Here is a 25,774-nt window from a genome sequence, read left to right on the forward strand (position 1 = left end):
TCTCCCCGCGAGATCCGGCGGGGCCCGCCGGAACGGCGGAGGGTTTTGTCCACCGATAGCCGGGAACCACTCGGATGGTGGAAGGCGAGATGGCGCGGCGCGGCGGTTGGGCGCCGGCCCGGCGGGAGGACGCCCGCCTGGTCCGGGGCGCGGGCTGCTTCGTGGGCGATCTGCGGGTGCCGGGCTGCCTGGAGGCCGCGTTCGTCCGTGGTGCCGTGGCGCACGGCGAGCTACGCGGCGTGCACGTCGCACAGGCACGCCGGATGCCCCGCGTGGCGGTCGTGTGGTCGGCGTCCGACCTGCCCCAGGTGCCGCTGACCCCGCCGATGCTCGGCATCAAGGCGGCCAAGGGGCGGCCGTGGCCGGCGCTGGCGACCGACCGGGTGCGGTACGCGGGGCAGCCGGTCGCGCTCGTGCTGGCCGCCGACCGGTACGCCGCCGAGGACGCGCGCGACGCGGTCCGGGTGGACGTGGCGCCGCTGCCGGTCCTGCTGGACCCGACCCGGGCCGCCGACAGCGAGGTGTTGCTGTTCCCGGGCGAGCCGAACGTGGCGGTGGACAAGGATTTCGGCGACCCGATCGACGACGCGGTGTGGCGCGACGCGGCGGTGGTGGTCGAGGGCCGGTACCGGCAACAGTTGCTCGCGCACACCTCCATGGAGGCGCGTGCCATCCTGATCCGGCCGGAGGGCGCCGACGGGCTGACCGTGTGGTGTTCGCACCAGGCGCCGCACCGGCTGCGCGGCGACCTGGCCAACGCGCTGGGCCTGTCCCGGCAACGGATCCGGGTGGTGGTGCCCGACGTCGGCGGCGCGTTCGGCGGTAAGAGCGAGACCTACCCGGAGTACCTCGCGCTGGCCGTCGCGGCCCGGGAACTGGGCCGGCCGGTGCGCTGGCTGGAGGATCGGGCCGAGGCGCTGACCGGACCGCCACACGGGCGCGGGCAGAACCAGCGCACCCGGATGGCGGCCGACGCCGACGGGCGGATCCTCGCCTACCAACTGGAGATCGACGCCGACATCGGCGGGTACCCGCACCTGGGCGCGTTCGTGCCGCTGAACTCGTCCGTGCTGGCGGCCGGCGCGTACCGGACGCCCCGGGTGCACGTGCGTGCCAGGGCGGTGCTGACCACGACGGCGCCGACCAGCCCGTACCGGGGCGCCGGCCGGCCGGAGGCGGCCACGGCGATCGAGCGCACGGTCGACCTGCTGGCCCGGCGCCTCGGCCTGGACCCGGCCGAGTTGAGGCTGCGCAACTTCATCCGGCCGGACGAGCTGCCGTACCAGACGCCCACCGGGTTCACCTACGACAGTGGGGACTACGCGGCGGCCCTGCGGCTGGCGATGCGCACCGTCGACTATGAGGGATGGCGCGCCGAGCAGGCCCGGCGACGCGAGGGCGGGGTCGAGCCGCCGCTGGGCATAGGCATCTGCAGCTACGTCGAGCGTTCCGGCAACGCCTCCGAGTTCGGTTCGGTCGAGGCGTGTCCGGACGGCCGCTTCATCGCGCTGTCCGGTTGCTGCTCCACCGGCCAGGGGCACGAAACGTCGTTCCCTCAGGTGGTCGCCGCCGTCCTGGGCGTCGAGCCGGAGCTGATCCGGCTGGTGGAGGCGGACACCGCGCTCGTGCCGCGTGGCATCGGCTCGTACTCCAGCCGCTCCATGCAGACCGGCGGCGCCGCGCTGCACCAGGCGGCCGGTGCCCTCATCGAGCTGGCGCGGGGGCGGCTGGCCGAGCGCCTCTCGGTGCCGATCGAGCGGATCCGGTACCACGCCGGGACGGTCAGCGCGGACGGTGAGTCGATGTCGCTGGGCGCACTCGCGGCGGCCACCGGGCCGCTGCGCACCGACGAGGTGGTGGACCCTCCGCAGGCGGTGCCGTTCGGCACCTACATCGCGGTCGTGGAGGTCGACCCCGAGTTGGGCTCGGTGCGGGTGCTGCGGATCGTGGCGGTCGACGACTACGGCGTCGTGGTCAATCCGGTCATCGTGCACGGGCAGACCGCAGGCTCCGTCGTGCAGGGCCTAGGCCAGTCCCTGTACGAACAGGTGCGCTACGACGACGACGGGCTGCCGAGCACCCTCACCCTGCTCGACTACCTGATACCCACCATGTCCGAGGTGCCGCCGCTCACGCTGGCCGAGACCTGCTCGCCGAACCCCAATACCGCGCTGGGCGCCAAGGGCGCGGGCGAGGCGGGCTGCATAGGCACGCCGGCCGCGATCCTCAATGCCGTCGCCGACGCGCTGGATCTCGACGACCCGAACGTGCTGCAGACGCCGCTGACCCCGTACGCGTGCTGGGAGGCGGCCCGGACCGGCTCCGGGCGGTCGGCGGCGCGCCGCGCCCCGCTGCGGGTGGAGGCGACCCGGTGAAGCCGGCACCCTTCGAATATCTGGCGCCGCGCGGTGCCGCCGAGGCGGTCGAGGCGCTGTCCGGCGAGGACGCCCGGGTGCTCGCCGGCGGGCAGAGCCTGGTGCTGGAGATGAACTACCGGACCGCCCGGCCGGCCCGGCTGGTCGACATCAACCGCGTCGAGGAGTTCGCCCGCCTCGACGTCGACCGGGCCGGCGAGTCCGGCGACGGGGCGCTGCGGGTACGCCCCCTGGTCCGGCACCGCGCCTTCGAACTCCCGGTCGAGCACGCCGGGGTGGGCCCGCTGGCCCGGCTGCTCTCCCTGGTGGCCCACCACATCGCGCACCCGCCGATCCGCGCCCGGGGCACGATGCTCGGCAGCCTCGCGTACGCCCATCCGGCGGCGGAGTGGCCGGCGGTGGCGACCACGCTCGGCGCCCACCTCGACCTCGCCGGCCCGGACGGCACCCGCACCGTGGCCGCCGGCGACTTCTTCACCGGCCCGTTCGGCACCGTGCGCCGCCCCGAGGAGTTGCTGATCCAGGCCCGGCTGCCGCTGCTGCCGGAGGGCGCCGGCGTCGGGTTCGTGGAGCACCGGCGCACGCACGCCAGCTTCGCCGCGCTCGCCGCGATCGCCGTGCTGCGGTTGCGGGACGGCGTGGTGGACTGGGTACGGCTGGGGCTGGTCAACGCGGCTGACCGGCCGGTGCGCGCGCACGCGGCCGAGCGGGCGCTGCTCGGGCAGCCGGCCGGCACCGAGGCGGCGTCCGCTGCCAGGGCGGTGTCCGGCGGTGGGGCGGCGTCCGCTGCCGGGGCGGTGGATGGTGCCGGGGCGGTGGCCGGTGCGGCCGAGGTCGCCGGCGACGTGGACGCGGATCCCCGGCCGCAGCCGCACGCGAGCATCGCCTACCAGCGCCACGCGGTCACCGTGCTGGTGCGCCGCGCGCTCGACCAGGCGCTGCGCGACGCCCGGGTGTCCGGGGACGGTGGGTGAGCCGGTGCGCACCAGGCTGACCGTGAACGGGCAGGCCCGCGAGCTGGACGTCGAGCCACGCCGCACGCTCGCCGACGCGCTGCGCGAGGACTGCGGGCTGACCGGTACCCACCTCGCCTGCGAGCACGGTGTGTGCGGCGCCTGCACGGTGCTCGTCGACGGCGAGGCGGTCCGTTCCTGCCTGATGTTCGCCGTGCAGTGCGACGGCCGGCAGGTGCGCACCGTCGAGGGGCTGGCCGCCGCCGACGGCACCCCGCACCCGTTGCAGGAGGCGTTCTCCGCCGAGCACGCCCTGCAGTGCGGCTTCTGCACCCCGGGCTTCCTGATGCTGGCCGCCGGCGCGCTGGCGCGCGACCCCTCGGTCGCGGCCGACCCCGACCGGCTGCGCGAACTGCTCACCTCGAACCTGTGCCGGTGCACCGGGTACGAGTCGATCCGGCGGGCAGTGGTGCGGGCGGCCGGCGAACTCGACGGCGCCCGGCACGCCGACTCCTGACGCTCCGGCAAGCGAACCGACGGGGACGGCCGGTCCGCGAAACGGTGCTGCGCGCCGGGTGTGCCAGCTGTCAGCATGAGGGACGTGGCGATGCGGGTGATGTTCGTTCAGTTGAAGACGGGCTACGACCTCGACAAGGGTCCTGCGTGGATCAGTTGGGTGCGGTTCAACCGGACCTGGAAGACGGCGCACTGGCACGGCAAGACGCTGCACCGCTGGACCGGGATGTCCGACGCCAACTTCTACGATGTCCAGACGCACGAGGAGTACTGGCTCTCGGGGCCGCACCGCGACCGGGCCGATACCCGCTACGGCAACCCGCGACCGGAGGTCGACGGCGACGCCCGTGACGCGTACGAGGCATTCCTCGGCGGGGCATCGCTACCGGGTCGCGAGCACGGTTAGTTCGGTGCGGCCGGAACGGGCTCACTCAGTGATCGCGGGGCGGGGTGCGGCTCGTCCCTCGGCTCCCAGGTCAGCCTGCCGTCGAGGGTGACCGGCAACCACCGCCCGACCGGACGCCGCCACTCCAGCGCGTCCGCGACCTCCATCAGCAGCGCGCCCACCGACGGCCAGTGGCCGAGGCGGGCACCGTCGCCGTCGCCCCTGCGGTGCGTCCCGACCGCGCCCCGGTTCTCGCCGAGCCGGCAGTCGACCAGCAACGCGTCGAGCGCGTTCGTGTCCGCGAACGGTATCCACTTGGGGTGCCAGTAGCCGCCGGGCAACGGCCCCTCGGCGCCGGCGGGGGCGAGGCCGCTGGCGGGGGCGGGGCCGCTGGCGAGGGCGAGGCCGTCCGTGCGGGCGGGACCGCCGGTGCTGATCCGCCAGGCCGGTGCGATGTCGGCGACCGGCATCGGGCGGTAGCCCCCGGGCAGCACGAACGACGGGTACTCCGGCGCGGACCCGTCGTGACGCAGCAGCGAGGCGATCAGATCGTCCGGGAACGTCACCCCGGTGATCCGCCGGCACTCGGCGATGGCCGCCGGTTCGGCCGGCGGTCGTAGCGTCGTCGCGGTGCGCGGCGCGTGCGTGGCAAGCCACCGTTCGATACGAAACCATGACTGTTCGATGTGCGTCGCCATCAGCGTCTCCCCGTGCCGCCTGTGGACCGCCAGAGTCTATGACCCGGGCCGAGACGCGTTTCGATCGAGGCCCGCGCGGCGGTGACCGGGCCGGCCCACGGCTCGGCCGGAATCGCGGGATCGCGGTCATCCGGGATCGCGGTCATCCGGGATCACGGTCATCCGGGATCGTGGTCATCCGGGATCACGGTCATCCGGGATCGGCTGGGAGCACGTCGAATCCACCGGTGCCGTCGAACCGGACCACGTAGAGCCGGTCGAACCCGTCCCCGGGCAAGGGGCGTCGCAGTCGCTTGGCGGTGGCGTGCAGGCCGACGTCGGGTACCCGCGCCCTGCCCTCACGGGCGGCGTTGCGGGCCAGCGACCCGATCAGGTCGGGCGGGAAGAAGTACCCGAGCGCCGTCGCGCCGTGGGCGCGCGCGAGTTCGATGAGGGGTCGCCACTCGTACGGCGACGGGTTGGTGTTGTCCACCGCGACGCGGCGCCCCGCCGCCAACGCCTCGTCGATCAGGCGCAGTTGGCGGGCCTGCCGGTGCCGCGCGTTCGGGAAGTCGTCCTTGCTGACCACCACGTGGCTCGGCGCCAGGTACCGCCGGCAGAACGTGCTCTTCCCCGACGCCTGCAGTCCGATGAGGATGGCCAGCTCCACGCGCGGCCCGGCCGGCCCTACCCGCGCACCGGTCGCCACGGCGGATTCCGTCTCGGGGCCGGTCATGCGGGGACGCTGATCCGCACCCGCCAGCCCGACCCCTCCGGCCCGCTGGGCTCCGGCCCGGTGGCTTCAGGCCCGCTGTGCTCCGCCGGGCCGGCGGAGAAGGTGCCACCGGCGAGTTCGGCGCGCTCGCGCAGCCCGGTCAGGCCGTACCCGCCGCCCGTGCTGGCCAGCGGTCGCGGGGCGTCGGGCGGTGGGGCGGAGTTGACGATGGCAAGGTCGACGGTGCCGGGCCGGTAGCTCAGCGCGATGCTGACCCGGGCACCGGGGGCGTGCTTGCGGATGTTGGTCATCGCCTCCTGCGCCGTGCGGTACAGGGCGAGCGCGGTGTCGGGGTTGAGTTCGCGCGGCGCGCCGTCGACCCGTACGGTCGCCGGGTCGCCGGTGAAGTCGCCGTTGTAGTGCGTGGACAGGGCGGTGAGCAACTCGGGGAGGGGGAGGGTCTCGCCGCGCAGGGCGCCGATGGCGCGGCGGGTCTCGGCGAGGCCCTCGCGGGCCAGCTGGCCGGCGCGCACCACGGACTGGCGGGCCTGGTCGGCTCGGCCACCCTCGAGGAGGGCGTCGGCCGTTTCGAGCTGGACGGTGAGCGCGGCCAGCGAGTGGGCGAGCACGTCGTGGATCTCGCGCGCGATGCGCGCCCGCTCGTCGAGGGCGGCGGATCGGGCCTGGCCCTCCCGGGCCAGCCGGGTCTCCTCGGCGAGCGCCTCGTTCTGCCGGCGGATCAACCCGACCAGCAGCGCGGCGACGCAGACCGCCGGGCCCAGCAGGATCAGCGAGGCGCCGCGGTGCTCGACCGCCAGGGTCGCCGCCAGGGCGGCGGCGACCGTCGCGGTGAACGGTGCGGACCAGCGCAGCGGTGTTCGGGTGGTGGCGTTGAGGCAGGCCACCGCCGGGTACACGATGGCCAGCCCGGGCAGCGCCACCGCGGTGAGGCCGATGCCGCCGGCGCTCATCAGCAGCGGGCCGGCGATGAGCGCCGGGCGCGGGCGGGCGGCCAGCGCTATGGCCATCCAGCCCAGCGTCACCATGGTCAGGAAGATCGTGGCGAGCCACGGGAACGGTCGGCCCTCCAGCCCGCTCTCGACGATGGAGATATCCACCGCGGTCAGCGGGATGAGGCTGCGGATACGCGGCCGCAACACCGCCACCCCCACCCGCGCTCCAGCCATGCTGACCAGTGTCACCGATAGCTGGAGGAGGCGCGGCGGCGGCTCGGCCCGTTGCCCTCGCGGACGGTCTTAGGCGCGTAGGGGACTGCGGTACGGGCGGCCCGCAGCGACACGACGGCGGTCTCGGCGATCAAGCTGGCGCCGAGGGTGGCCAGCAGGGTCCCGGTGGAGTTCAGGGTCACCCCGTTGGCCTGGCCGAGGTCGGACAGGCCGATCCGCAGCGCGATGACCAGCACCCATACCGCCAGGGTGACCGGCCGGTACCGCTGCCAGAGGTGCCCGTCGCGGGTGTAGAGCCGGATGGTGGCGCCCCGGGCGGCGCCGGCGCCGAGCGCGATGATCGCGGAGACCACCAGGAAGCCGACGTCCAGCGCGGTGATCCGGTCGTCGCGCAGCTGGTAGAGGCCCCAGGCGGTCAGCGCCAGCGGCAGGATCGCGGACTTGGCCTGCAGCGGCCGTCCGGCGAACCGCCGGATGATCATGTAAATGACGATGGCGGCGATGAGGATTACCTGCGCGATGTCCATGTGCTCAACGCTAGGAATCTTGGGCGCGGGGGACCGCAGCCCGCGGGTTGAACCCGGGTGGAACGGTGCCTCCACCCAGGGTCGGCCTGTGGGAGATTCATCCCGTTTAGCGGCAAATCTGCTCCACCGGCCCCGTTGGCGCGGCGCCAGCGATGTTCGAGCGGGGCACCGGCGGGAATTCCGTCTCCATGGCCAAGGAAGAGGACAGGCAAAAGCACGGGCAGGCTGAGGAGATGCGCGACGAGGTGCCGTCCACGGTCGCGCGCTCGGACGACAAAGCTGTACGAACGTACAAGAAGACGCTTCAGTCCGCCGAGGAGTCGTACGGCGACGGAGAGCGGGCACACCGCACGGCGTACGCGTCGCTGAAGCACACCCACGAGAAGGTGGGTGACCACTGGGAGCCGAAGGAGAGCAAGGGTCCCTCCGATCCGCAGGCCGCGCAGGGTGCGCCCGCCTCGCTGGAGCGACCGAAGGGCACGGCGCAGGGCGTGGACGCCAACGCCTCCGAGGGGCACCTGCGGGATGTGGCCCGCCGGCTCGGCATCGAGGACCCTCGGCGGCTCGACCGGGCGGACCTGGTCAGCGCGATCGAGAAGGCCAACGAGCGGTCCACCCGGCGGGCGCGGGAGCGGGATCGGCGCGGCCGGTAACCCGAGGCAGCGCCGGGATCACGCTCGGTCGGTCGTCCCGGGTACTCGCCCGAAAGTGTTGCCCGGTATGGCGTTGCGGCCGGCGTGGCGTGCGGGTCCGGCGTCGCCGGCCTGTGGCAGGGTTGACCCAATTTTCCAGCGAGGTGACATCTCCGTCCAATGTGGAGGGTCGTCCGCGCGGGAATCCGTCCAGCCATGAATGGGGCGCCGGAGTGAGTACCCACGAGATCTTCGCGGCTTTTGTCGTCAACCAGCCGGCCGGGGCGCCCGAGCCGCTGGCACCGCTGGACTGGGTGGGGGAGCTCGCCGAGCGGGCCGGGTTCGCGCTGCGGGTGGGCGCCCCGGACTCGGCCGACCCGTTGCCGTACATGGAGGGTGACTGGCTGGAGCTGCCGGTGGATGTGCGCTTCGTCGAGGGCGAGGACTATCGGGCGCTGGTCGTGGCACTGGGCCACTCCTCGTTCACGCGACACGCGGTGCGCTCCGGTGGCGCGTACCTGGAGCAGGTCGTGTCGGCGTTCGGGGAGGCCTGCGACGCGATCGCGCCGACCTACGCGTACATCGTGACCGCGCCGGAGGACGACATTCAGGGCTACCTGAAGCAGGTGTCGGTCGACGTCCACGGCCGGGACGGGCAGGCGCTGACCGAACTCGGCCTGCCGCTGCTGTACGTGGACGGCACTTTCGGCACGGACCTGCGGCCGGCGTCCCCCGCGGTGCGGGTGAGCACGCGGCGTGGCGTGGTGCTGGCGGCCGGCGAGTCGCTGACCGGCTGGCTGTAGCCGCGCCAGGTCGGGCGCCCGGGCACTCGCTGGTCAGGGGTCGGTCGCGGCGCCGGTCAGCTCGTCGTGCCGGCGCCGCAGGAAGTCGCGCTCGGTCGCGTTGCCGGCCCGCTCGATCGCCGCCCGGTACGCCTCGGCCGCCTCCGGGTCGCGGCCCAGCCGGCGCAGCAGGTCGGCGCGCACGGCGTGGTACAGGTAGTAGCCGCCCAGCTCGAGGCCGTCGAGGAGGGCGAGCGCCGGGCCGGGGCCGTCCACCTCGGCGACGGCGACCGCGCGGTGCAGCGCCACGACCGGGCCGGGGGAGACTGCCGCGAGCAGGTTGTACAGCGCGACGATGCTCGGCCAGTCGGTGGCCGCCGCGACCGGGGCGTCGCTGTGCACGGCGTTGATGGCCGCCTGGATCTGGTACGGGCCGGGCCGGCCGCGCCGTAGGCAGGCGCGCACGATGGCCCGCCCCTCGGTCAGCAGGCCGGTGTCCCAGCGGGAACGGTCCTGCTCGGTCAGCGGAATCAGCTCGCCCCGTGGGGTGGTGCGCGCCGCTCTGCGCGCCTCGGTGAGCAGCATGAGCCCGAGCAGCCCCATGACCTCTGGCTCGTCGGGCATCAGCTCGGCCAGCAGCCGCCCGAGCCGGATCGCCTCGGCGCACAGCTCCTCGCGGATGAGTCGCTCGCCCGAGCTGGCCGCGTAGCCCTCGTTGAAGATGAGGTACACGACGGCCAGCACGGCGCGCAGCCGGTCCGGCAGGTCGGCCTCGCTCGGCACCCGGTACGGGATGCGCGCGTCGCGGATCTTCGCCTTCGCCCGTACCAGCCGCTGCGCCATGGTCGGCTCGGGTACCAGGAACGCCCGCGCGACCTCGGCGGTGGTGAGCCCGCCGAGCAGCCGCAGGGTCAGCGCGACCCGGGCGTTGACGGCGAGCGCGGGGTGGCAGCAGGTGAAGATGAGGCGTAGCCGGTCGTCGCGCACGGGACCCTCCTCGGCCGGTTCGTCCCGGGTGTGCAGCAGGGCGGCCTGGGCGTGCCGCTGTTCGCGGGACGCCTCCCGGCGCCGGCGGTCGATTGCCCGGTTCCGGGCGGTGGTGATGATCCACCCGGCCGGGCTCGGCGGCGGCCCGGTAACGGGCCACCGCTGCAGGGCCGCGGCGAACGCGTCCTGAACCGCCTCCTCGGCGGCGTCGATGTCGCCCAGAGCGCGGATCAGGACGGCGACCGCGCGGCCGTACTCCTGTCGGAACACGCGTTCGATCTGGGACGCGGGCGGCGGGGACTCGGGCCGCTCCGGCTCGGGCGGGCGCGGCTCGGGCGGCGGCGACTCGGGCGGCCGCGGCTCGGGCGGCCGCGACTCGGGCGGCCGTGATCGCCTCGGCTCGGACCCGGGCCGGTCCGGCATCCCGGGGTCAGCCGCCAAGCGTGTTCTGGAACGGTCGCACCTCGACCGCGAGGGGGCTGATCACGCGGGCGAGCTTACTGGCCCACTTCAGCGCGGCGTCGAGGTCGGGCGTCTGGATGACCTCGAACCCGCCGATGTGCTCCTTGCCCTCCAGGTACGGCCCGTCGGTGATCAGCGTCTGGTCGTCCTGTACCCGGACCACCGTCGCGATGTCCGCCGGGTGCAGGAGGCCGGTGAGCACCCACGCGCCGGCCGCCCGCAGCTCCTGGTTCCACGCGTCCACCTCGCGCATCACCTTCTCCAGGAACTCCGGTGGCGGCGTGATCCCGTCTGGCTGGTAGATGCTGAGCAGGTACTGCTGCATGTGAGACTCCCGTCGAACCTGACGTTACCGCCGGCGCCGTGCCGGCCTGTCACCCTCTATACGAACGAGCCGGGGCCGTTTCGACACCCTCGGCGGCGACTTTCTGCCGCCTGTCGCGCCTGCCGGTCGCACCCGGTCGACGCCTGTGTACCGACCAGTACGTACGCTCGGTGGGTGAGCACCTCCGAACGCCTCATCGAGAGCACGCGCGAGCTGTTGTGGGAGCGCGGCTACGTCGCGACCAGCCCCAAGGCCATCCAGCAGCGGGCCGGGGCCGGCCAGGGCAGCATGTACCACCACTTCACGGGCAAGCCCGAGCTCGCGCTCGCGGCGATCAGCCGCACCGCGCAGGAGATGCGCGCCGCGGGCGAGGAGCAGCTCAGCGCACCAGGCACGGCGATCGAGCGGATCACCCGCTACCTGCGGCGCGAGCGGGACGTGCTCAAGGGCTGCCCCATCGGCCGGCTCACCCAGGACCCTGAGATCATGGCCGATCCGACGCTGCGGGCGCCGGTCGAGGAGACCTTCGCCTGGGTGCGCGGGCGCCTGGCCGAGGTGCTGGCCGAAGGCAGGGCGCGGGGCGAGTTGGCGGCGACGCTCGACGTGGCCACGACGGCCGCTGCCGTCGTCGCGGTGCTCCAGGGCGGTTACGTGCTGGCGCGTGCCGCCGGCTCGACCGCGCCGTTCGATCAGGCGATCACCGGCGTGCTCGGCCTGCTCGCCGGGCACGCCACCGGCCAAGGCTGACTGCACCGGCCGGGCGTGACCGCACCGGCCGGGCCCCTGACCGCACCGGCCGAGGCCAGCCGTGCACGGTGGGACCGGGCGACCTCGGGTCAGCTCCAGCGGATCGGTGGCAGGCCGGCGTCGGCCAGCGCCTTGTCCGCCGCGCTGAACGGGCGGCTGCCCAGGAAGCCCCTCGGGTTCATCGGGCTGGGGTGCCCGGCCTCCAGGACCACGTGCTGGGGCTGGGTAACCAGGGCGGCCTTCTTCCGCGCATAGGCACCCCAGAGGATGAAGACCACCCTGCTGGGCTTCGCGTCCAGCGCCTTGATCGCGGCGTCGGTGAAGTGCTCCCAGCCCCGGCCGGCGTGCGAGGCCGGGCTGCCGGCGCGGACCGTGAGCACCGAGTTGAGCAGCAGCACGCCCTGCGCCGCCCAGTCGCTGAGGTCGCCACCGGTGCGGGGCGCCCCGCCCAGGTCATCGCCCAACTCCTTGAAGATGTTGCGCAGCGACGGGGGGACGGACACGCCCGGCCGGACACTGAAGCTCAGGCCGTGCGCCTGGCCCTCCTTGTGGTAAGGGTCCTGGCCGAGGATCAGCACCCGGGCATCGTCTGGCGAGCACAGGCGGAACGCCTGGAACAGATCCGGCAACGGCGGGTACACCGAGCGGGCCTGGTATTCCTCGTCAACGAACGCGTTCAGCGCCCCGAGTGTGTCGGGGTCGAGGTGAGGACGGATGACCTCACGCCAGGCGGCCGGCAGCAACTCCATCAGGTCCAGCGACATGACCGCGATGGTACGGGCGGCCACCGACAATTCCCCACACCACTCCGGGCCGCCCGGCCGAATCGATCTTTGAAGCCGCCGGTGTCGCGCGTTAGCATCCGGTGCCCATCCATCGAACTTCACGAGGTTGACGTTGACGACGCCAGACACCCACCCATGCGACGTGTGCGGCGCCCTGCCCACGGCCCGGATGTCCTTCACGGCTCTCCAGGGGATCGTTCTCGTGCGCAGAATGCGATTCACCCGCGGCCACTTCTGCCGCGACTGCGGGCTGCGCGCCAGGAAGGAAGCCAACTCCTACACCCTCAAATTCGGCTGGTGGAGCGTGTCGGGCTGGCTGGCCACGCCGATCACCCTGATCTCCAACACGATCCGCGCGGGCGAGCTGAACAAGCTGCCGGCGCCGGTGCCCCCGGCGCCGGCACAGGCCTGAATCGCGGCGCGGGCCTGAACCCGTGGCACGACCCCACGCGCCGCGGGCCTGAACCCGCGGCACGACCACCCGCGGCACAACCACCCGCGGCACGACCACCCGCGGCACGACCTGCGGCGCGATCGCCCGCGGCGCAATCGCCGACCGCCCGGAGCTCCGGCCCCGGGCGGTCGGCGATTGGGGTGCCTGCCCAGGCCCGCGTGATCGGCGACTTTCGGTGCCTGGTCCGCCCGGGCGGTCCCGGGTGCTCGGCGGCCCACGCCGCCTGGCGGCGCGGCGGCGGCCTCCGGTGCGGGTCGCCCGGCGGACTCCGGCCCGCTCGGGGCGTGTCCCGCGCGCCGGGCCGGCGCTTTCGCCGGTACGCCGGCCGCCGCGGGCGTAGCGTCGGTGCTGTGCAGGATCCCGGACCGCCGATCGCCTACCTCGCGCTGCGCGGGGGCACCCCGGTCTACGACCGCGCCGGCAACCGCGTCGGCACGATGGAGCACGTCCTTGCCGACGAGCGGTCGGACATCTTCCACGGCCTGATCATCGACGCCGCACCGCCGCTTCCGCGGCACGCCTTCGCCGACGCAGACCAGATCGCCGAGCTGCACGAACAGGCCGTGCTGCTGTCGGTCGAGGGTGGGGAACTGCACGCCCTGAACGAGCGGACCGGTGCCGGCGAGGCCAGCATCGAGGAGGGCAAGCTGCGGGCCCGCCTCGAGGAGGCCAGGGAATGGGTCGGCCGGCACCACTGAGCCGCCGTACCCGGCTCAGGTCAGGCTGCCGACCGCCTTCGCGATCACCAGTACCGACGTGATCAGCGCCGCCGTCGACTCGATGCCCATCAGCATCTTCGCCCGGTGGGACAGCGGCATGGTGTCGGTGGGGCTGAACGCGGAGGAGTTGCTCAGCGAGACGTACAGGTAGTCGATGAAGACCGGCATCCACCCGCTCTGCTGGCTGGAGCCCTGGGCCACCTCGACCACGGTGTCGGCGTCCTCGTCCTGCGGAAACCGGAAGTCGGCCCGCGGCAGGGCGCGGCGGTCGACGAGATTGCGCTCCACCGGTCCGCCCCGGTCGATCTCCCAGAACGCCAGCCCGAACACGATGACGTTCGTCGCCCAGACCTGCAGCGCGCCGATGAGCAGCGGCGCGCCCGCGGCGTGGGGATCGACCAGCAGGTGCAGCAGCAGGCCGAGCGACACGAGGTTAGCGGCGGCGATGAGCACCACCACCACGATGGACAGGCTCCGGGTGGCCCGGTTCTGCCGGCTCATCCGGAGCGGGTTGACCACCAGCAGGGAGATCAGCAGTACGAGTTCCAGCCCGGGGATCACGAACCTCGGCCCCACCACCAGGGACTGCGGGAGCAGCCCGTACAGGGCGATGGCGGCGAGCGTCGCGGCGGCAGCGGGCACGCGTACCTCGCCCGTCGGCCTGCGCTCCGGTGCGGAGCGCCCGGTCCGCGCCCCGCTGGGCGGGGTCGCGGTGCTCGCCTTCGCGGTCATCGCCGCCACCCGTACCGACCGTGCCCGCCCCGGCCGAGCGGGCATCCGGTATCGCCGGGCGGCGGAACGGATCTACTCCACATCGCGCCTCCTCACCGTGCCGAACTACCGGGTACCCAGTCGCCCGTGCGGTTACGCCCGGGGCTGCCGGTGCCGGTCGGGATGCGCGGGCCGGGCGCTACTCGGCGTCCTTGAGTACGCCCTCGATCACGGACAGTCGCCGGTTCAGCTCGCTGAACTGATCCCCGACCGTCGACATCCGGTGCTCCGCCAGCTCCTGGGCGCGCACCGCCCGGTCGGCGAGCGCTCGGTACTCCGCCTCACGGGTGACCGTGGCCTTGGCGCGCAGGTGCGTCCCGTACTGCCAGATCACCACTTATTGGCGGGTGCCAACGCGAGTGTCAAGGCGGCCACCCCGCGACCCGTCGCCCGCCGACGCCGACCGGGAGGGGAATGGGCGTGGCGACGCGCCGGCCGGGCTGCATGCGGTGGTGGTGATCACGGCCGGCGGCGGCCGGCGACGACTTAACATCGGTTGGCGGGCGCCGGAGTCGTCAGGCACCGCGCCGCAGTGATTGGGCAGCCGTGACGGATTGAGCAGCCGTAAGCGGATCGAGCAGCGAGGAACCCGAGGGCACCATGGAAGACAGGCCGCCACTGCCGCCGTTCACCGAGGAAACCGCCATCCAGAAGGTACGCATGGCGGAGAACGCGTGGAACACGCGCGATCCTCAGAAGGTGGCCCTCGCGTACACCGTTGACAGCGCGTGGCGCAACCGTGACCAGTTCATCAACGGCCGCGACGGGATCGTTGAGTTCCTCACCACGAAGTGGAGCCGGGAACTCGACTACCGCCTCATCAAGGCGCTGTGGGCATTCCGGGAGAACCGGATAGCCGTACGGTTCGCGTACGAATCGCACGACGCGTCGGGGCAGTGGTTCCGGTCGTACGGCAACGAGAACTGGGAGTTCGACGAGCACGGCCTCATGCGTCGGCGCATCGCCAGCATCAACGACCTGCCCATCTCCGAGTCTGACCGGCTGTACCACTGGGACAGTTCCGGCCCGCGCCCGGAGGACCACCCCGGCCTGGAGGACCTCGGTCTGTAGCCGTCGCGTCGGGGTAGCCGCTGATCACCTTGGCGTCATCGTGTCGCCACGCGGCACCGCCCTGGTGTTTATGGCCGTCGCCCACGCTGAGGCCCATGCTGACACGTCGCATGTTGCTTCAGCTCATCGGTGCCTCCGGAGTGGCCGCCACCGGTGCGGAGCTGCTCTCCCAGGCAGCGGCCAGCGCCACGCCGGCCCACTTCCCGCACGGCTCGAACGGAATCGAGCACGTGGTGGTTCTCATGATGGAGAACCGTTCCTTCGACCATTTCCTCGGCTGGGTGCCAGGTGCGGACGGCCGTCACGACCTGACGTTCCGGTCCGCGGACGGCAACGTCTACCCCAACTACCCGCTGGCCCCCGACTTCCAGGGCTGCGGATACACCGACCCCGACCACAGCTGGGAAGGGTTCCTGGTCCAGCACAACGGCGGCAAGCTGGATGGGTTCCTGCAGCGGCCCACCACCCCGGCCGACAACCCCGGGGTCGTCATGGCCGACGCCAACACCTTCCCGATCGGCTACTACACGAACCTCGACGAGCACCGCCGGCACAAGGCGATCCCCGACCTGCCGGTGATCGGTGCGCTCGCCGAGCACTACACGGTGCTGGACCGCTACTTCTGCTCGTTCGCCGGGGAGACCTTCCCGAACCGGTTCTACCAGCACGCGGCGCGCACTGACCGGGACCACAACTCGACCAACATCTCGACGCTGCCGACCATCTGGGACCAGCTGTCGCCGATCCCCAACACCCAGGGCGTCCCCACCGGAGGGTACTTCTTCCGCGACTCGCCGTTCCTGGCGCTGTGGGGCCTGAAGTACCTTCCGTTCTGGCACCCGTTCGCGGCCGGCGACATCGACGACCTCGGCATCCCGGTCACCACGCCGTCGTTCATCGACACCGTGGCCGCCGGGAACCTGCCCAACGTCAGCTTCATCGACCCGGCCTTCGACTCCGAGGGCAACGGCACCTCAGCCGACGACCACCCGCTGGCGGACATCCGGCTCGGTGAGCGGTTCATCGCCGACACCTATCACGCCCTGGCGAACGCGGGATACCTCGACAACACGGTGTTCGTCGTGACCTTCGACGAGTGGGGTGGCTTCTACGACCACGTACCGCCGCCGCGGGTCGTCGACGACACCGACCCGTCGAGCGTCGACCACACCGGGGACGAGTCCACGCCGACCGAGGGTCGGCTGGTACCCGACTACCGGCAGCTCGGCTTCCGGGTCCCGGCGATCGTGGTGTCCAACCTGGCTCCGGCCAAGGTTGTCCACAAGGGACCGTTCGAGCACGCCTCGACGCTGAAGCTGATCGAATCCACCTTCGGCCTGCAGCCGATCGCCGCCCGGGACAAGCACGCCGAGGACCTGGGGCAGGTGCTCGACAAGAAGCCGAGGCGTCCGGTTCCCACCGGCGCCATCCCGACCAGCGCGCAGGTGCTCGGGCCGGTCAACGACGCGGACGCGATCTGCGGCGCGCACAGCGTGCAGTCCAAGTCGCCGGCCCCGAAGCACGTCGGGAAGCCCCCGCACGGGCGCGGCCAGCAGCACCGGTCCGGGTATCCGGGTGCGGGCATGGACGCGTTCGGCCGCGAATTCCGCAAGGAACACGGCCGCTAGACCGTCGGCCGGACCGCCGGATGAGGGGCCCCGGGCTCCTCATCCGGCGGTGTCGGGATCAGCCGGTCACGCCGGCCGCCCCGCGCGCGGCGAACCGCGCCGAGGTCGCCGCGGCGGCGCGGGCCCGCCGCGCGGCGACGCTTCCGTTGCCATTGACGGCGGAGGTGTCAATGGCGAACAGTCCGATCGTCCAGGCGATCGCCGCGGCACTCTGTGCCAGTACCGTACGGTTGATGTTGCCCAGATTGTCGCAGGCCTGGTGGTAGCACGAGTCGAACGGCTCACCCGCGGTACCGCCGTAGATCGCGGCCTCGGCCGCGGTCTTGCGCACCTCCGCGCCGGTGAACAGGCCACCGGACGGGATGGCCACCGCGATGAACGGGCCGTAGTCCGAGCGGCCGTCGAAGTCGGTGCCCTCATGCGCCAGGCCCTGGCCGTCGAGGTACTGCGCGAAGACGCTCTCGATCTGCGCCGAGCCGTACGGTCCCGGGCCGGAGCCGACGCCGTCGGAGTCGTCGCCGTCGTAGATGAACCGGGCGTAGTTCGGCGACGCGACCATGTCGAAGTTGAGGTACAGCGCGATGTCCAGCTGCTGTTCGAAGCTCAGCTGGGACACGTAGTACTGCGAGCCGAGCAGGCCGAACTCCTCGGCCGACCACCACGCGAAGCGCACCTTGTTGGTCACCTTCTGGTTGGCCAACTGCAGCGCGACCTCCAGCTGGGTGGCGGAGCCGGAACCGTTGTCGTTGATGCCCGGCCCCTCGGTGACGCTGTCGAGGTGGGCGCCGGACATCACGACGTTGTCCGCGCGTCCGCCGCGCGTCTCGGCGATGACGTTGCGGGTGGTGCGCAGCTCGCTGAGCACCCGCAGTTCCATGGTGACCGTCACCGGTCCCGCGGCCACGTCCGCGGCCAGGGATTCGCCCTCCCCGCGCGGGATGCCGGCGATCGGGATGCGGCCGCTGGCGGCGTCGGTGAGCCGCCCGCTGATCGGGTCGGTCGGCACCTCCGCGTTGTTGTAGACCAGCACGCCGGCCGCGCCGGCGGCGAGGGCGTTGTCGTGCTTCTGCTGGAACGGGCACGAGCCGCGCTGGATCAGCACGACGGTACCGGCGTAGTCGCTCGTGAAGTCGGCCGGCTCGCAGCCCGGCGTGGCATCGGCGGCGAGGCCGGGCAGTGCGGTCAACGGTGCTGTGAGCCCGCCCTCGGGCGTGTTCGGTGAGTACTGCATGACTATCGGGCTCAGCGTCCTGGCCGTCGGGGAAACCTCGGCGGCGCTCTGCGCGAGGGTCTGTGTGAACGGGAACTCGAACTCCTGGATCCGCACCAGGTAGCCGGCCGCGGTCAGCTTGTCGGCGATGTACTGGGCCGACGCGAGGTGGCCGGGCGTGCTCGCCGCGCGGATCCCGCCGTTGGTCTCGGCGATGCGTTGCAGTGCGATCAGATGACGATTGATGTTGTCGACGTGGACGGCCTTCACGAGCCTGCCGGCGAGCCTGGTCGGGTCGCCCGCGCTCGCGGCCGTCGCGGCCGGCGCCGGTGACGCGACGGCCAGGGCCAGCGTGCCGGCCGCGATCAGTGTGATCGCGCGTCGTTGCGTGATCGTGAACCGGGGCAACGGTATCGCCTCCTTTTCGCGCGGCGGCCGGAAGGGCCGCCGCCTCTGGCTCGCATGCTGCCGGGGGCTCCGCAAATAGACAATGCTCGATTCAAGATTTTCTTCGGGTCCGGCGCCTCGAGCTGTTCCGGAGCCTTTGAAATACCCTCGCAGTTGCTAGCCTGATAAGGCTGATGCCCTAGCAAAGTCTGCGTCGTTGCGAATAACTGGCCAGCAGTTGCATTCTTAGTCGTATGTCCGCACCAGCGGAGATCCCGCGTACCCGCGCCATCCCCGACGAAGACCAGCGCCGGCACCGCCGGTCGGTGGTCATTGACACGCTCGCCGACATCGTCTGCCGATCCAGCGGTACGGTTCCCCTTGTGGTCATCCACGACGCGACCAGGCACGGTGGCCATCTCGCCGACGAGCTGGCCGAGGCCGTGTACGCCCGCGGTCAGCCCTGCGCCCGGCTGCCGGACCCCGCGCCGCTGATCGACCGCGACCTGTGGCGCGCCGATCAGGCCGCCGTCACCGTGGTGGTCGCCGACGGCCCACCACACGGGGACGGGCCGCCCACCGGACGCCGGGACCTCGTCATCTACCTGCGTACCCCGCCGGACGCCCACGCCCACCACGGGTACGGCGACGCCGAGCACGCCGCCGACGTCGTGGTGGACTACCACGACCCGACCTGGCCGGTCATCAGGCGCGTCGCCACCCACCTCGAGCACGCCAGCGAACGGGTCTATCTCACCGAGACCCGAGCGTTCTTCGCGGCCCGGGCCGCCACCTGGGACCACAAGTTCGGCCGTGACCTGCCCGCCTACGCCCAGGCCATCGACCAGGCCGCCATTCCGGCCGGTGCCACCGTGGTCGACGTCGGCTGCGGCACCGGCCGGGCCATGGAGGCGCTGCGCGCCGCGGTCGGTCCGGGCGGTGCCGTGATCGGCGTGGACCTGACCCCGCACATGCTCACGGTCGCCGGCGACAGCACCGAGCCGGCCGCGGCGCTGCTGCTCGGCGACGCCCGCCACCTGCCGCTGGTCGACGGCAGCGTCGACGCGATATTCGCCGCGGGCCTCATCCAGCACCTGCCCGACCCCGCGGTGGGCCTCGCCGAACTGGCCCGGGTGACCCGCCCCGGCGGGCGGCTGATCCTGTTCCACCCGTCCGGGCGGGCCGCCCAGGCCGCACGCCACGGCCGCAGCCTGCGCGAGGACGAGGCGCTCGGCCGCCCGTGCCTGGATCAGCTGCTCGCCGACGCCGGCTGGACGCTGACCGACTACGACGACCCGCCGCACCGCTTCCTGGCCCTGGCCGCCCGGTCGGGATTGCGATGACGGCAGCCGTTCCGGCCGGCGGCAGCGTCGCGCCCGCCGAGGGCCGGATGCTGCCCTGGGGCCGGGCCCGGGCACTGGCCAACCGGCTGCCCGCGCCGCTGCCGCCGCAGGAGGTGCCGCTGGCCGGCGCCGCCGGGCGGGCCCTGGCCGCGCCGGTGCTCGCCCGCGCCGCGGTCCCCGGCTTCGACAACTCCGCGATGGACGGCTACGCGGTACGCGGCGGGGGACCGTGGCGCGTGACCGGCCGGATACTGGCCGGCTGCCCGGATCCCGGCGCGCTGCGCGACCGTACCGCCGTCGAGATCGCCACCGGCGCCCCGGTCCCGGCCGGTGCCGACCGGGTCGTGCCGTACGAGGACGCCGACCGTGCCGGGAATCTGGTCAGCGCCCCGGCCGTGGGCCGCGAGCACATCCGCCGCAGGGGAGAGGACGCCTCGCCCGGCGACCTGCTGGTGTCCGCCGGCGGCCCGGTCACGCCGGCGGTCATGGGCCTGGCGGCGAGCGCCGGGCTGGACACCCTCACCGTGGCGCGACCGCCCCGGGTGCGGGTGCTGCTGACGGGGGACGAGATCGTGCGCGCCGGGATCCCCGGGCCGGGCCAGGTGCGCGACGCCCTCGGCCCACTGCTGCCACCGCTACTGGCCGGGTTCGGCGCCGAAGTGACCGGGCTGGACCTGATCGACGACACGGCCGGACCGTTGACCGCCGCTATGGCCGGCGCGGCGGAGGAGGTCGTCATCGTCTGCGGCTCCTCATCCGTCGGCCCGGCCGACCACCTGCACGCCGCCCTGTCCCGCCTCGCCGCGACCGTCCACGTGGACGGGGTGGCCTGCCGCCCCGGGCGCCCGCAACTGCTCGCCGAGCTGGGCGGCGCCCGCTGGGCCGTGGGGCTGCCGGGCAACCCGTTCGCGGCCCTGGTCGCCGCGTACACCCTGCCGCAGCCGCTGATCGCGGGGCTGACCGGGCGCGGCCTGCCGGAGCTGCCGAGCGCATTGGTCTCCGGGGCGACTCGGCCGCTGCCCGGACAGACCCGGCTGGTGCCGGTGCGCTGGGGCGCCGGCAGTGCGGTGGTCGTCGCGCACGACCGGTCGGGATATCTCGGCGCGGCCGCCCTGGCCGATGCGCTGGCCATCATCGAGCCCGGCTGGACACCCACCACCCCGACCGGCCTGATCGTCCTGCGCTGACGCCGCCGGGGCCTATCCGCCCGGGCGCCCGGATCGGCGCCACCGGCGTGCCCGGGCCGGCCAAGCCCGGTCGGCGCGGCCGGCGGCGTGCGTGCATCACGGACCGTTTTCGGGGAACGACCTCAGCGGAGGCACGCCATCGGTTCGAGTCAGGAGACGCGACATGCTGCTCAACATCGTAGGTTCCGGAAACATGGCCCGGGCCATCGCCGCGAGAGCGGCGTTCGGGGACCATCAGGTACGCATCATCAACCCGAACCTGGACCACGCGCGTGCCCTGGTGACCGACCTCCGCCAGCGGTTCAGCGGCGCCGACATCGGGGTGGGGGAGAGCGTCGGGCAGGCCGACCTGAACGTGCTGGCCGTGCACTACCCGGCGGGGCAGGAGATCGTCCAGTCCGCAGGCAACGAGCTCGATGACCAGATAGTCGTGGACATCGCCAATCCGGTCGACATGTCGACCTTCGACTCCCTGACGGTACCGGCGGGAAGCTCCGCCGCCGAGGAGATCCAGCAGGCAGCCGGCGGGTCGGTACGGGTGGTGAAGGCGTTCAACACCATCTTCGCCGACCTGCTGGAGGCCGGCGAGGGCGGCGGCGAGCGGCTGGACGTGTTGATCGCCGGCGACGACGATGACGCGAAGTCGACGGTGGCGCAGTTCGTGTCCTCCACCGACATGCACCCCATGGACGTGGGGCCGCTGCGCCGCTCCCGGGAGCTGGAGGCGATGGAGTTCCTGCACATGACCATGCAGCAGCCGCTCGGCCTCAACCAGCAGAGCGCCATCAAAATCGTGTCGTAGCTACCCGGCCCGATCGGGCCCGCCGCGGTCGCCCTGGCCGTCGCGCGGGCCCGAGTCGCTGCGCGGGCCCGATTCGCCGTGCCTGCCCGGGTCGTCGTGCCTGCCCGGGTCGTCGTGCCTGCCCGGGTCGCCGCGGCTGCCCGGGTCGCCGCGGCTGCCCTGGTCGTCGCGGGGGCCGGCGGGTGCGTGCCGACGGCGCCCGGACGACGTCTGCCACAGCAGAAACATCAGCGCACCGACCAGCACCTGCGGGACGAACGTGCCGGTACGCCACACGAGGTCGGTGGCCAGGGCGTCGCTGCCGGTGGCGCCGAACGCGGCAAGCAGCCCGGTGAGGACCGCGTCCACCGTGCCCAAGCCCCCGGCGGTGATCGGGATGAACGACACCACCACGGCGAACGAGAACGCCGCCAGCGACTCCGGCCAGGTGAGCTTGAAGTTCGTGTGGGCGCCCTGCTCCAGACCGCGCAGGGCGAGCAGCAGGACCAGCCACGACGTGAACTGCGGCAGCAGCGTCGATCCGGCCACCGCCGGAGAGCGCGTCCTCATCACGTCGACCACGCTGGTCCGGAAGCCGAGTATCCGGCTGGTGGTGTCGATGGTGCGGTGCTTGGGTAGGCGCCGCAGCACCGGATTCAGCAGCCGGTCCGCCAGGCGCCCCACCGAGCGTGCGCCCCGCTCGCTGCGCAGGACCACCGTGAACGCGCCGATGGCCACGCCCACGCTCAGCACCCCGGCGACCGCGATCAGCACGAAATGCCACCGCACCTCGCCGACGATGAGCAGCGCCAGCACGCCCAGGACCGGCATGACGAGCGTGGCGAACACGTTGAAAATACTGGAGATCGCCGCCGCGCTCGCCGCCTGCCCACCGCCGAAGCCGTACGACTCCAGCATGTCGTACTCCACGCCCAGCCCGATCGCGCCACCGGCCGGTATCGCGTTGCTCAGGGCGAACGACGTCTGTCCCACGACAAAGGCCGGACGGTAGCGCAGCCCGGGCAGCGCGGCCTGCAGCGGCCAGGCACCCACCCCCACGTTGAGCGCGGCCGCCCCGGCGAGCCCGGCGAGGTACGGTGCCGGGATCCGCTCGATCGCTCCCCACGCCTGGGCGTAGTTGGCGAACCGGGGAAAGACGCCAACCGCCACGACCACCAGAATCGCCACCGTGATGGCGAGCAGGGCCACCCTGCGCCAGCGGCGCCCCGGGTGCGGGCCCCGGCGGCGCGCCGGGCGCGCCGCGCGGCCGGTGTTCGCCCTCGCCCGGCCGGCGGTCATGGATCCGGCTGTCGCGGCCGTCCGTTCGGCAACGCAACCTCCGTGGGCGGTTTGGATAGCTGGCATGCCCGTACCCACGATGACGCCGGTCAAGCATGCCGGTGTCCGCCCGCGAGCCGCCCCTGGCGGTTCCCGGCCGCCGCCGGGTGCCCGAAGCGCTTAGGGGCGGCGCCCGTCGGCGCCCGGGGGCGAAACGGTGGGGATCAGCGGGTCGCGGCGCAGACGATTGGTGTGCCGGCGGGCAGCAGCGCGGTCGAACCGTCGGCGCGGGTGAGGGTCAGCGCGGCCTCGGCGGTGACGGATTCGCCGGCCATGAGCCGCACCGGGTCTGGGGTGCCGAGCACGAAGGTGCCCTTCGGGGCCAGGGTAGACACGAGGCCGACCGAGCGCAGTTGCCCGATGGCCTGGCGCACGGTCGTGCGACTCAGGCCGGTCTGCGCGATGAGCGCCGTCTCTGACGGCAGGCGGTCGCCCGGAACGAGCCGGCCGGACCGGATCAGCCTGCAGAGATCCTCGAACAGGACGCGCCAGGCGCGAACGGAGTCAGTCATGGGCATCACCATACATGCCTACGTAGATACGTTCCATCCGCTAGCGAACTGAGGCTAGAGCACCACCTTGTATCCGCGCCGCCGCGCCCTCGCCGCCGACGGCATGTGCGATCGGAACATCCACGAGTCGGCCTGGCAGTAGCGGCACATCCGGACCGTGCCGACCATCAACCGCCCGCCGCGCTCCCGCACGAAGACGATCCGCTGCAACACCAGAGCCAGGCGCCGCCGGCACCTCGGGCACGGGCGCACGTCCACGTGGATGGTCGTGTACGCCACCCGACGCTCGGCGTACCGCACCACCGCGTACGTCTTGCGGTGGATCCGAGTCTCCGGCTTGCGCGGCGCTCCACCGAACGGGCCCAGCTCCGCGTTCGAGACGGCCTCGCCCATCCCCCCGATCCCCCGGAACCGGTGCCGCAGCCGAGCGAAACTGTCCGATGAGTGCGCCGCCAGCCACTCGTCGTCGGCCTCAATGCGCCACTCTTCGGGGCGATTCATCCGCCACCTCCGCCGTCGCGTGGTCCCGCGAACCTGGGCCGTCCCGTTCCGCGACGACCCACCCGATGCCACCGTAGCCCCAACCTCGGCGGTTGACCGTGCCGTTTCGCCGCCCGACAAAATGCCGAGCGCGCCCGGCGGCCCGGCCGGTACCGTGGCGCGGTGCTGGTGCAGGAGCGGCTCATCGCCCGGGTCAGGGAACTCTGCGTCGCCGACGAGCGGCTCGACGCCGCGCTGATGTACGGTTCCTTCGCGGCCGGCGAGGCCGACGAACACAGCGACGTCGAGTTCTGGCTGTTCTTCCGGCCCGAGCACCTCGGGCCGGATTCGCGAGAAGGCGTGCAGCCGTCATCCTGGTGCGCGCGGGTGGCGCCGTTCTCCCAGCTGGTACGCAACGAGTTCGGCACCGACGTGGTGTTCTTCCCCGGTCTGGTGCGCGGCGAATTCCACTTCGTCACCAGCGACGACATCCCGATCGTGCGCACCTGGCCGGCGAGGGGCGCACCGGTCGAGCGGATGATCCTGGTCGACCGGAGCGGAAGGCTCCGCCCGGCCCTGGAATCGGTGCCCCCGCGGCCGACCATTCCGCACACCGGCGACGAAATCGAGACGCTGTGCGGCCGGTTCGCCAACTGGCTGGTGCTCGCCCACCACGTCGGCAACCGCGGCGAGACCCTCCGCGCCTGGGACGCCCTGGGGCACGCACACCGGCACCTGCTGTGGATGGCCCGGCTGAGCCAGGAGCGCACCGATCACTGGTTGACCCCCTCGCGCGGCGCCGAGGCGGAGCTGCCCGCACCCACGATCGCGGAACTTCGCGGTACCACCAGCCCCGCCCAGCCCGACGAAATCCGCGCCGCACTGCGCGCCGCGTGGCGGCACGGGCGCCGGTACTGGACCGAACTCGCGTGGCGCCACGGATTCGTCGTGCCGCGCGACCTTTTCGCCGAAATCGACCGCGCCCTACCGTAGCCCGGGTGCCCTTCGGGAAGGCCGCACCGCGGCACCTCTACGATGCGACCCATGGCCGTGGTACACGAAGCGCAAATCCATCCCACCAAGCTCGAACTCCTGTCGGCCTGGCTGCCCGGCCGTTCCTGGTACCAGGAGCAGGCCGGTGCCGAACTCACGCGCGTGGCGGCCTGCCGCTTCGACGACCCGGCCGGCGAGGTCGGCGTCGAGACGATCCTCGTGCGGGCCGGCGACGGGCCGATCCACCACGTCCCGCTCACGTACCGTGGCGCTCCGCTGGAGGGTGGCGACGACTGGCTCGTCGGCACCATGGAGCACTCCGTGCTGGGCCCGCGCTGGGTGTACGACGCGTGTGGCGACCCGGTCTACGTCGCGGCGCTGGCGAGCGCCATGTTCGCCGGTACGGGACAGGCGGAGGAATTCAAGCAGGCGGCCGACGGCCGGCAGACCCCCCGCCAGCCCGACATGTTCGTGGCCGGCAGTGGCGCGAACGGCGCCGGGGTGCCGACCGTCGCCGCGGTTCGTCGGGTGGTCGACGAGGACCCCACGCTCATCGAGACTGACTCGGTGGCGCTGGCTGTGGTGCGAATCGTCGGCGACGACACCCCGTCTGCCGAGGTCGCTTTGACCGGCACGTGGGACGGCCAGAGCATGCCGGCCCTGCTGGCGTACGCCCGGCCGGCCTGACCTAGGCCCGGCATGCCCTGACGTGAATCGGTACCCGCCGCCGGGTACCCTGGTGCGCGTCGCCCTCGTAGCTCAGGGGATAGAGCAACGGTTTCCTAAACCGTGTGTCGCAGGTTCGAATCCTGCCGGGGGCACCTCGAAGATCAGCCAAAATGGCA

At 72.8% G+C, this 25,774-nt stretch carries 29 protein-coding genes and 1 tRNA gene; 17 read left to right on the forward strand and 13 right to left on the reverse strand.

The window, feature by feature from the left end:
* The first annotated feature begins 74 nt into the window (after positions 1–74).
* The 4 genes from ABEA87_RS26455 (at position 75) to ABEA87_RS26470 (ending at position 4,250) form a co-directional block, all read left to right on the forward strand.
* Positions 75–2,375 carry a xanthine dehydrogenase family protein molybdopterin-binding subunit gene (locus ABEA87_RS26455; RefSeq protein WP_345634042.1) on the forward strand — a complete coding sequence of 767 codons (2,301 nt, stop codon included), beginning with the start codon at positions 75–77 and terminating at the stop codon, positions 2,373–2,375.
* Positions 2,372–3,349: an FAD binding domain-containing protein gene (locus tag ABEA87_RS26460; protein WP_345634044.1), complete on the forward strand. Its 978-nt coding sequence runs from the start codon at positions 2,372–2,374 to the stop codon at positions 3,347–3,349. The genes ABEA87_RS26455 and ABEA87_RS26460 overlap by 4 nt, the downstream gene beginning before the upstream one ends.
* Positions 3,350–3,353: 4 nt before the next feature.
* Entirely contained in the window at positions 3,354–3,845 is a 492-nt protein-coding gene (locus ABEA87_RS26465; RefSeq protein ID WP_345634046.1) for a (2Fe-2S)-binding protein, read from the forward strand.
* A gap of 75 nt (positions 3,846–3,920) precedes the next feature.
* Entirely contained in the window at positions 3,921–4,250 is a 330-nt protein-coding gene (locus tag ABEA87_RS26470) for a hypothetical protein (RefSeq protein WP_345634047.1), read from the forward strand.
* On the opposite strand, the gene ABEA87_RS26475 is transcribed toward ABEA87_RS26470, so the two are convergent.
* From ABEA87_RS26475 to ABEA87_RS26490, 4 genes are all read right to left on the reverse strand, one after another.
* The gene (locus ABEA87_RS26475) at positions 4,247–4,927 is read right to left on the reverse strand and encodes an SMI1/KNR4 family protein (protein WP_345634048.1); all 681 of its coding nucleotides are present in this window, start codon (positions 4,925–4,927) and stop codon (positions 4,247–4,249) included. The genes ABEA87_RS26470 and ABEA87_RS26475 overlap by 4 nt on opposite strands.
* Before the next feature lie 190 nt (positions 4,928–5,117).
* Complete coding sequence (locus tag ABEA87_RS26480) at positions 5,118–5,642, reverse strand: ATP-binding protein (RefSeq protein WP_345634049.1); 525 nt, start codon at positions 5,640–5,642, stop codon at positions 5,118–5,120.
* A complete protein-coding gene (locus ABEA87_RS26485; protein ID WP_345634050.1) occupies positions 5,639–6,808 on the reverse strand; it encodes a sensor histidine kinase in 1,170 nt (389 codons plus the stop codon). The genes ABEA87_RS26480 and ABEA87_RS26485 overlap by 4 nt, the downstream gene beginning before the upstream one ends.
* Before the next feature lie 11 nt (positions 6,809–6,819).
* Positions 6,820–7,335, reverse strand: a complete 516-nt coding sequence (locus tag ABEA87_RS26490) for a hypothetical protein (RefSeq protein ID WP_345634051.1) — start codon at positions 7,333–7,335, stop codon at positions 6,820–6,822.
* Between the two features lie 233 nt (positions 7,336–7,568).
* On the opposite strand from ABEA87_RS26490, the gene ABEA87_RS26495 reads away from it, so the two are divergent.
* On the forward strand, positions 7,569–7,988 hold the full coding sequence (locus ABEA87_RS26495; protein ID WP_345634324.1) for a ChaB family protein: 420 nt from the start codon (positions 7,569–7,571) through the stop codon (positions 7,986–7,988).
* Positions 7,989–8,200: 212 nt separating this feature from the next.
* A complete protein-coding gene (locus ABEA87_RS26500; RefSeq protein WP_345634052.1) occupies positions 8,201–8,770 on the forward strand; it encodes a hypothetical protein in 570 nt (189 codons plus the stop codon).
* A gap of 33 nt (positions 8,771–8,803) precedes the next feature.
* Here ABEA87_RS26500 and ABEA87_RS26505 read toward each other — a convergent pair whose 3' ends face one another.
* Positions 8,804–10,015: an RNA polymerase sigma factor gene (locus ABEA87_RS26505; protein ID WP_425570963.1), complete on the reverse strand. Its 1,212-nt coding sequence runs from the start codon at positions 10,013–10,015 to the stop codon at positions 8,804–8,806.
* A 151-nt stretch (positions 10,016–10,166) separates the two neighbouring features.
* Positions 10,167–10,523 carry a YciI family protein gene (locus tag ABEA87_RS26510; protein ID WP_345634054.1) on the reverse strand — a complete coding sequence of 119 codons (357 nt, stop codon included), beginning with the start codon at positions 10,521–10,523 and terminating at the stop codon, positions 10,167–10,169.
* Between the two features lie 174 nt (positions 10,524–10,697).
* Here ABEA87_RS26510 and ABEA87_RS26515 point away from each other — a divergent pair, with 174 nt between their 5' ends.
* Positions 10,698–11,270, forward strand: a complete 573-nt coding sequence (locus ABEA87_RS26515) for a TetR/AcrR family transcriptional regulator (RefSeq protein WP_345634056.1) — start codon at positions 10,698–10,700, stop codon at positions 11,268–11,270.
* 89 nt (positions 11,271–11,359) lie between these two features.
* On the opposite strand, the gene ABEA87_RS26520 is transcribed toward ABEA87_RS26515, so the two are convergent.
* Positions 11,360–12,034 carry a uracil-DNA glycosylase gene (locus ABEA87_RS26520; RefSeq protein ID WP_345634058.1) on the reverse strand — a complete coding sequence of 225 codons (675 nt, stop codon included), beginning with the start codon at positions 12,032–12,034 and terminating at the stop codon, positions 11,360–11,362.
* A gap of 232 nt (positions 12,035–12,266) precedes the next feature.
* Here ABEA87_RS26520 and ABEA87_RS26525 point away from each other — a divergent pair, with 232 nt between their 5' ends.
* Positions 12,267–12,467 carry a hypothetical protein gene (locus ABEA87_RS26525; protein ID WP_345634060.1) on the forward strand — a complete coding sequence of 67 codons (201 nt, stop codon included), beginning with the start codon at positions 12,267–12,269 and terminating at the stop codon, positions 12,465–12,467.
* 392 nt (positions 12,468–12,859) lie between these two features.
* Positions 12,860–13,207 (forward strand): PRC-barrel domain-containing protein, encoded by a 348-nt coding sequence (locus ABEA87_RS26530; protein WP_345634062.1) that lies wholly within the window; start codon positions 12,860–12,862, stop codon positions 13,205–13,207.
* A gap of 15 nt (positions 13,208–13,222) precedes the next feature.
* On the opposite strand, the gene ABEA87_RS26535 is transcribed toward ABEA87_RS26530, so the two are convergent.
* The gene (locus ABEA87_RS26535; protein ID WP_345634064.1) at positions 13,223–13,960 is read right to left on the reverse strand and encodes a hypothetical protein; all 738 of its coding nucleotides are present in this window, start codon (positions 13,958–13,960) and stop codon (positions 13,223–13,225) included.
* A gap of 178 nt (positions 13,961–14,138) precedes the next feature.
* Complete coding sequence (locus tag ABEA87_RS26540) at positions 14,139–14,336, reverse strand: hypothetical protein (RefSeq protein WP_345634066.1); 198 nt, start codon at positions 14,334–14,336, stop codon at positions 14,139–14,141.
* A gap of 263 nt (positions 14,337–14,599) precedes the next feature.
* On the opposite strand from ABEA87_RS26540, the gene ABEA87_RS26545 reads away from it, so the two are divergent.
* Together ABEA87_RS26545 and ABEA87_RS26550 are read left to right on the forward strand one after the other, a co-directional pair.
* On the forward strand, positions 14,600–15,070 hold the full coding sequence (locus tag ABEA87_RS26545; protein WP_345634068.1) for a nuclear transport factor 2 family protein: 471 nt from the start codon (positions 14,600–14,602) through the stop codon (positions 15,068–15,070).
* Positions 15,071–15,165: 95 nt separating this feature from the next.
* On the forward strand, positions 15,166–16,698 hold the full coding sequence (locus ABEA87_RS26550) for an alkaline phosphatase family protein (RefSeq protein ID WP_345634070.1): 1,533 nt from the start codon (positions 15,166–15,168) through the stop codon (positions 16,696–16,698).
* 58 nt (positions 16,699–16,756) lie between these two features.
* Here the strand turns inward: ABEA87_RS26550 and ABEA87_RS42720 are convergent, their stop codons facing one another.
* The gene (locus ABEA87_RS42720; RefSeq protein ID WP_425570959.1) at positions 16,757–18,316 is read right to left on the reverse strand and encodes a M28 family metallopeptidase; all 1,560 of its coding nucleotides are present in this window, start codon (positions 18,314–18,316) and stop codon (positions 16,757–16,759) included.
* A gap of 233 nt (positions 18,317–18,549) precedes the next feature.
* Here ABEA87_RS42720 and ABEA87_RS26565 point away from each other — a divergent pair, with 233 nt between their 5' ends.
* The 3 genes from ABEA87_RS26565 (at position 18,550) to ABEA87_RS26575 (ending at position 21,627) form a co-directional block, all read left to right on the forward strand.
* Positions 18,550–19,638, forward strand: a complete 1,089-nt coding sequence (locus tag ABEA87_RS26565; protein ID WP_345634072.1) for a class I SAM-dependent methyltransferase — start codon at positions 18,550–18,552, stop codon at positions 19,636–19,638.
* Positions 19,635–20,825 carry a molybdopterin molybdotransferase MoeA gene (locus ABEA87_RS26570; RefSeq protein ID WP_345634075.1) on the forward strand — a complete coding sequence of 397 codons (1,191 nt, stop codon included), beginning with the start codon at positions 19,635–19,637 and terminating at the stop codon, positions 20,823–20,825. The genes ABEA87_RS26565 and ABEA87_RS26570 overlap by 4 nt, the downstream gene beginning before the upstream one ends.
* A gap of 163 nt (positions 20,826–20,988) precedes the next feature.
* The gene (locus ABEA87_RS26575) at positions 20,989–21,627 is read left to right on the forward strand and encodes an NADPH-dependent F420 reductase (protein WP_345634076.1); all 639 of its coding nucleotides are present in this window, start codon (positions 20,989–20,991) and stop codon (positions 21,625–21,627) included.
* Here the strand turns inward: ABEA87_RS26575 and ABEA87_RS26580 are convergent, their stop codons facing one another.
* The 3 genes from ABEA87_RS26580 to ABEA87_RS26590 form a co-directional block, all read right to left on the reverse strand.
* On the reverse strand, positions 21,628–22,905 hold the full coding sequence (locus tag ABEA87_RS26580; protein ID WP_345634077.1) for a lysylphosphatidylglycerol synthase transmembrane domain-containing protein: 1,278 nt from the start codon (positions 22,903–22,905) through the stop codon (positions 21,628–21,630).
* 203 nt (positions 22,906–23,108) lie between these two features.
* Positions 23,109–23,456 (reverse strand): winged helix-turn-helix domain-containing protein, encoded by a 348-nt coding sequence (locus ABEA87_RS26585; RefSeq protein WP_345634078.1) that lies wholly within the window; start codon positions 23,454–23,456, stop codon positions 23,109–23,111.
* A 54-nt stretch (positions 23,457–23,510) separates the two neighbouring features.
* A complete protein-coding gene (locus ABEA87_RS26590) occupies positions 23,511–23,957 on the reverse strand; it encodes a hypothetical protein (RefSeq protein WP_345634079.1) in 447 nt (148 codons plus the stop codon).
* Positions 23,958–24,119: 162 nt separating this feature from the next.
* On the opposite strand from ABEA87_RS26590, the gene ABEA87_RS26595 reads away from it, so the two are divergent.
* The 3 genes from ABEA87_RS26595 to ABEA87_RS26605 all read left to right on the forward strand — a co-directional run bounded on the left by ABEA87_RS26595 (position 24,120) and on the right by ABEA87_RS26605 (position 25,750).
* Positions 24,120–24,929, forward strand: coding sequence for a nucleotidyltransferase domain-containing protein (locus ABEA87_RS26595; protein WP_345634081.1), 810 nt, complete (start codon positions 24,120–24,122; stop codon positions 24,927–24,929).
* Between the two features lie 51 nt (positions 24,930–24,980).
* Positions 24,981–25,616, forward strand: a complete 636-nt coding sequence (locus tag ABEA87_RS26600) for a CG0192-related protein (RefSeq protein WP_345634083.1) — start codon at positions 24,981–24,983, stop codon at positions 25,614–25,616.
* A 61-nt stretch (positions 25,617–25,677) separates the two neighbouring features.
* Positions 25,678–25,750 (forward strand) — tRNA-Arg (locus ABEA87_RS26605).
* The last annotated feature ends 24 nt before the right edge of the window (positions 25,751–25,774 follow it).

It is taken from the genome of Rugosimonospora acidiphila (genome assembly GCF_039543385.1).
GTDB classification, from domain to species: Bacteria; Actinomycetota; Actinomycetes; order Mycobacteriales; family Micromonosporaceae; genus Rugosimonospora; species Rugosimonospora acidiphila.

Bases quoted from the DNA above. Each gene is read 5' to 3' on its own strand.
- ABEA87_RS26575 (WP_345634076.1), top strand. From the start codon at position 20,989: ATGCTGCTCAACATCGTAGGTTCCGGAAACATGGCCCGGGCCATCGCC.
- ABEA87_RS26535 (WP_345634064.1), bottom strand. From the start codon at position 13,960: ATGACCGCGAAGGCGAGCACCGCGACCCCGCCCAGCGGGGCGCGGACC.
- ABEA87_RS26570 (WP_345634075.1), top strand. From the start codon at position 19,635: ATGACGGCAGCCGTTCCGGCCGGCGGCAGCGTCGCGCCCGCCGAGGGC.
- ABEA87_RS26470 (WP_345634047.1), top strand. From the start codon at position 3,921: ATGAGGGACGTGGCGATGCGGGTGATGTTCGTTCAGTTGAAGACGGGC.
- ABEA87_RS26585 (WP_345634078.1), bottom strand. From the start codon at position 23,456: ATGACTGACTCCGTTCGCGCCTGGCGCGTCCTGTTCGAGGATCTCTGC.
- ABEA87_RS26495 (WP_345634324.1), top strand. From the start codon at position 7,569: ATGCGCGACGAGGTGCCGTCCACGGTCGCGCGCTCGGACGACAAAGCT.
- ABEA87_RS26490 (WP_345634051.1), bottom strand. From the start codon at position 7,335: ATGGACATCGCGCAGGTAATCCTCATCGCCGCCATCGTCATTTACATG.
- ABEA87_RS26550 (WP_345634070.1), top strand. From the start codon at position 15,166: ATGCTGACACGTCGCATGTTGCTTCAGCTCATCGGTGCCTCCGGAGTG.
- ABEA87_RS26525 (WP_345634060.1), top strand. From the start codon at position 12,267: ATGCGATTCACCCGCGGCCACTTCTGCCGCGACTGCGGGCTGCGCGCC.
- ABEA87_RS26510 (WP_345634054.1), bottom strand. From the start codon at position 10,523: ATGCAGCAGTACCTGCTCAGCATCTACCAGCCAGACGGGATCACGCCG.
- ABEA87_RS26565 (WP_345634072.1), top strand. From the start codon at position 18,550: ATGTCCGCACCAGCGGAGATCCCGCGTACCCGCGCCATCCCCGACGAA.
- ABEA87_RS26485 (WP_345634050.1), bottom strand. From the start codon at position 6,808: ATGGCTGGAGCGCGGGTGGGGGTGGCGGTGTTGCGGCCGCGTATCCGC.
- ABEA87_RS26480 (WP_345634049.1), bottom strand. From the start codon at position 5,642: ATGACCGGCCCCGAGACGGAATCCGCCGTGGCGACCGGTGCGCGGGTA.
- ABEA87_RS26520 (WP_345634058.1), bottom strand. From the start codon at position 12,034: ATGTCGCTGGACCTGATGGAGTTGCTGCCGGCCGCCTGGCGTGAGGTC.
- ABEA87_RS26455 (WP_345634042.1), top strand. From the start codon at position 75: ATGGTGGAAGGCGAGATGGCGCGGCGCGGCGGTTGGGCGCCGGCCCGG.
- ABEA87_RS26580 (WP_345634077.1), bottom strand. From the start codon at position 22,905: ATGACCGCCGGCCGGGCGAGGGCGAACACCGGCCGCGCGGCGCGCCCG.
- ABEA87_RS26590 (WP_345634079.1), bottom strand. From the start codon at position 23,957: ATGAATCGCCCCGAAGAGTGGCGCATTGAGGCCGACGACGAGTGGCTG.
- ABEA87_RS26475 (WP_345634048.1), bottom strand. From the start codon at position 4,927: ATGGCGACGCACATCGAACAGTCATGGTTTCGTATCGAACGGTGGCTT.
- ABEA87_RS26545 (WP_345634068.1), top strand. From the start codon at position 14,600: ATGGAAGACAGGCCGCCACTGCCGCCGTTCACCGAGGAAACCGCCATC.
- ABEA87_RS26600 (WP_345634083.1), top strand. From the start codon at position 24,981: ATGGCCGTGGTACACGAAGCGCAAATCCATCCCACCAAGCTCGAACTC.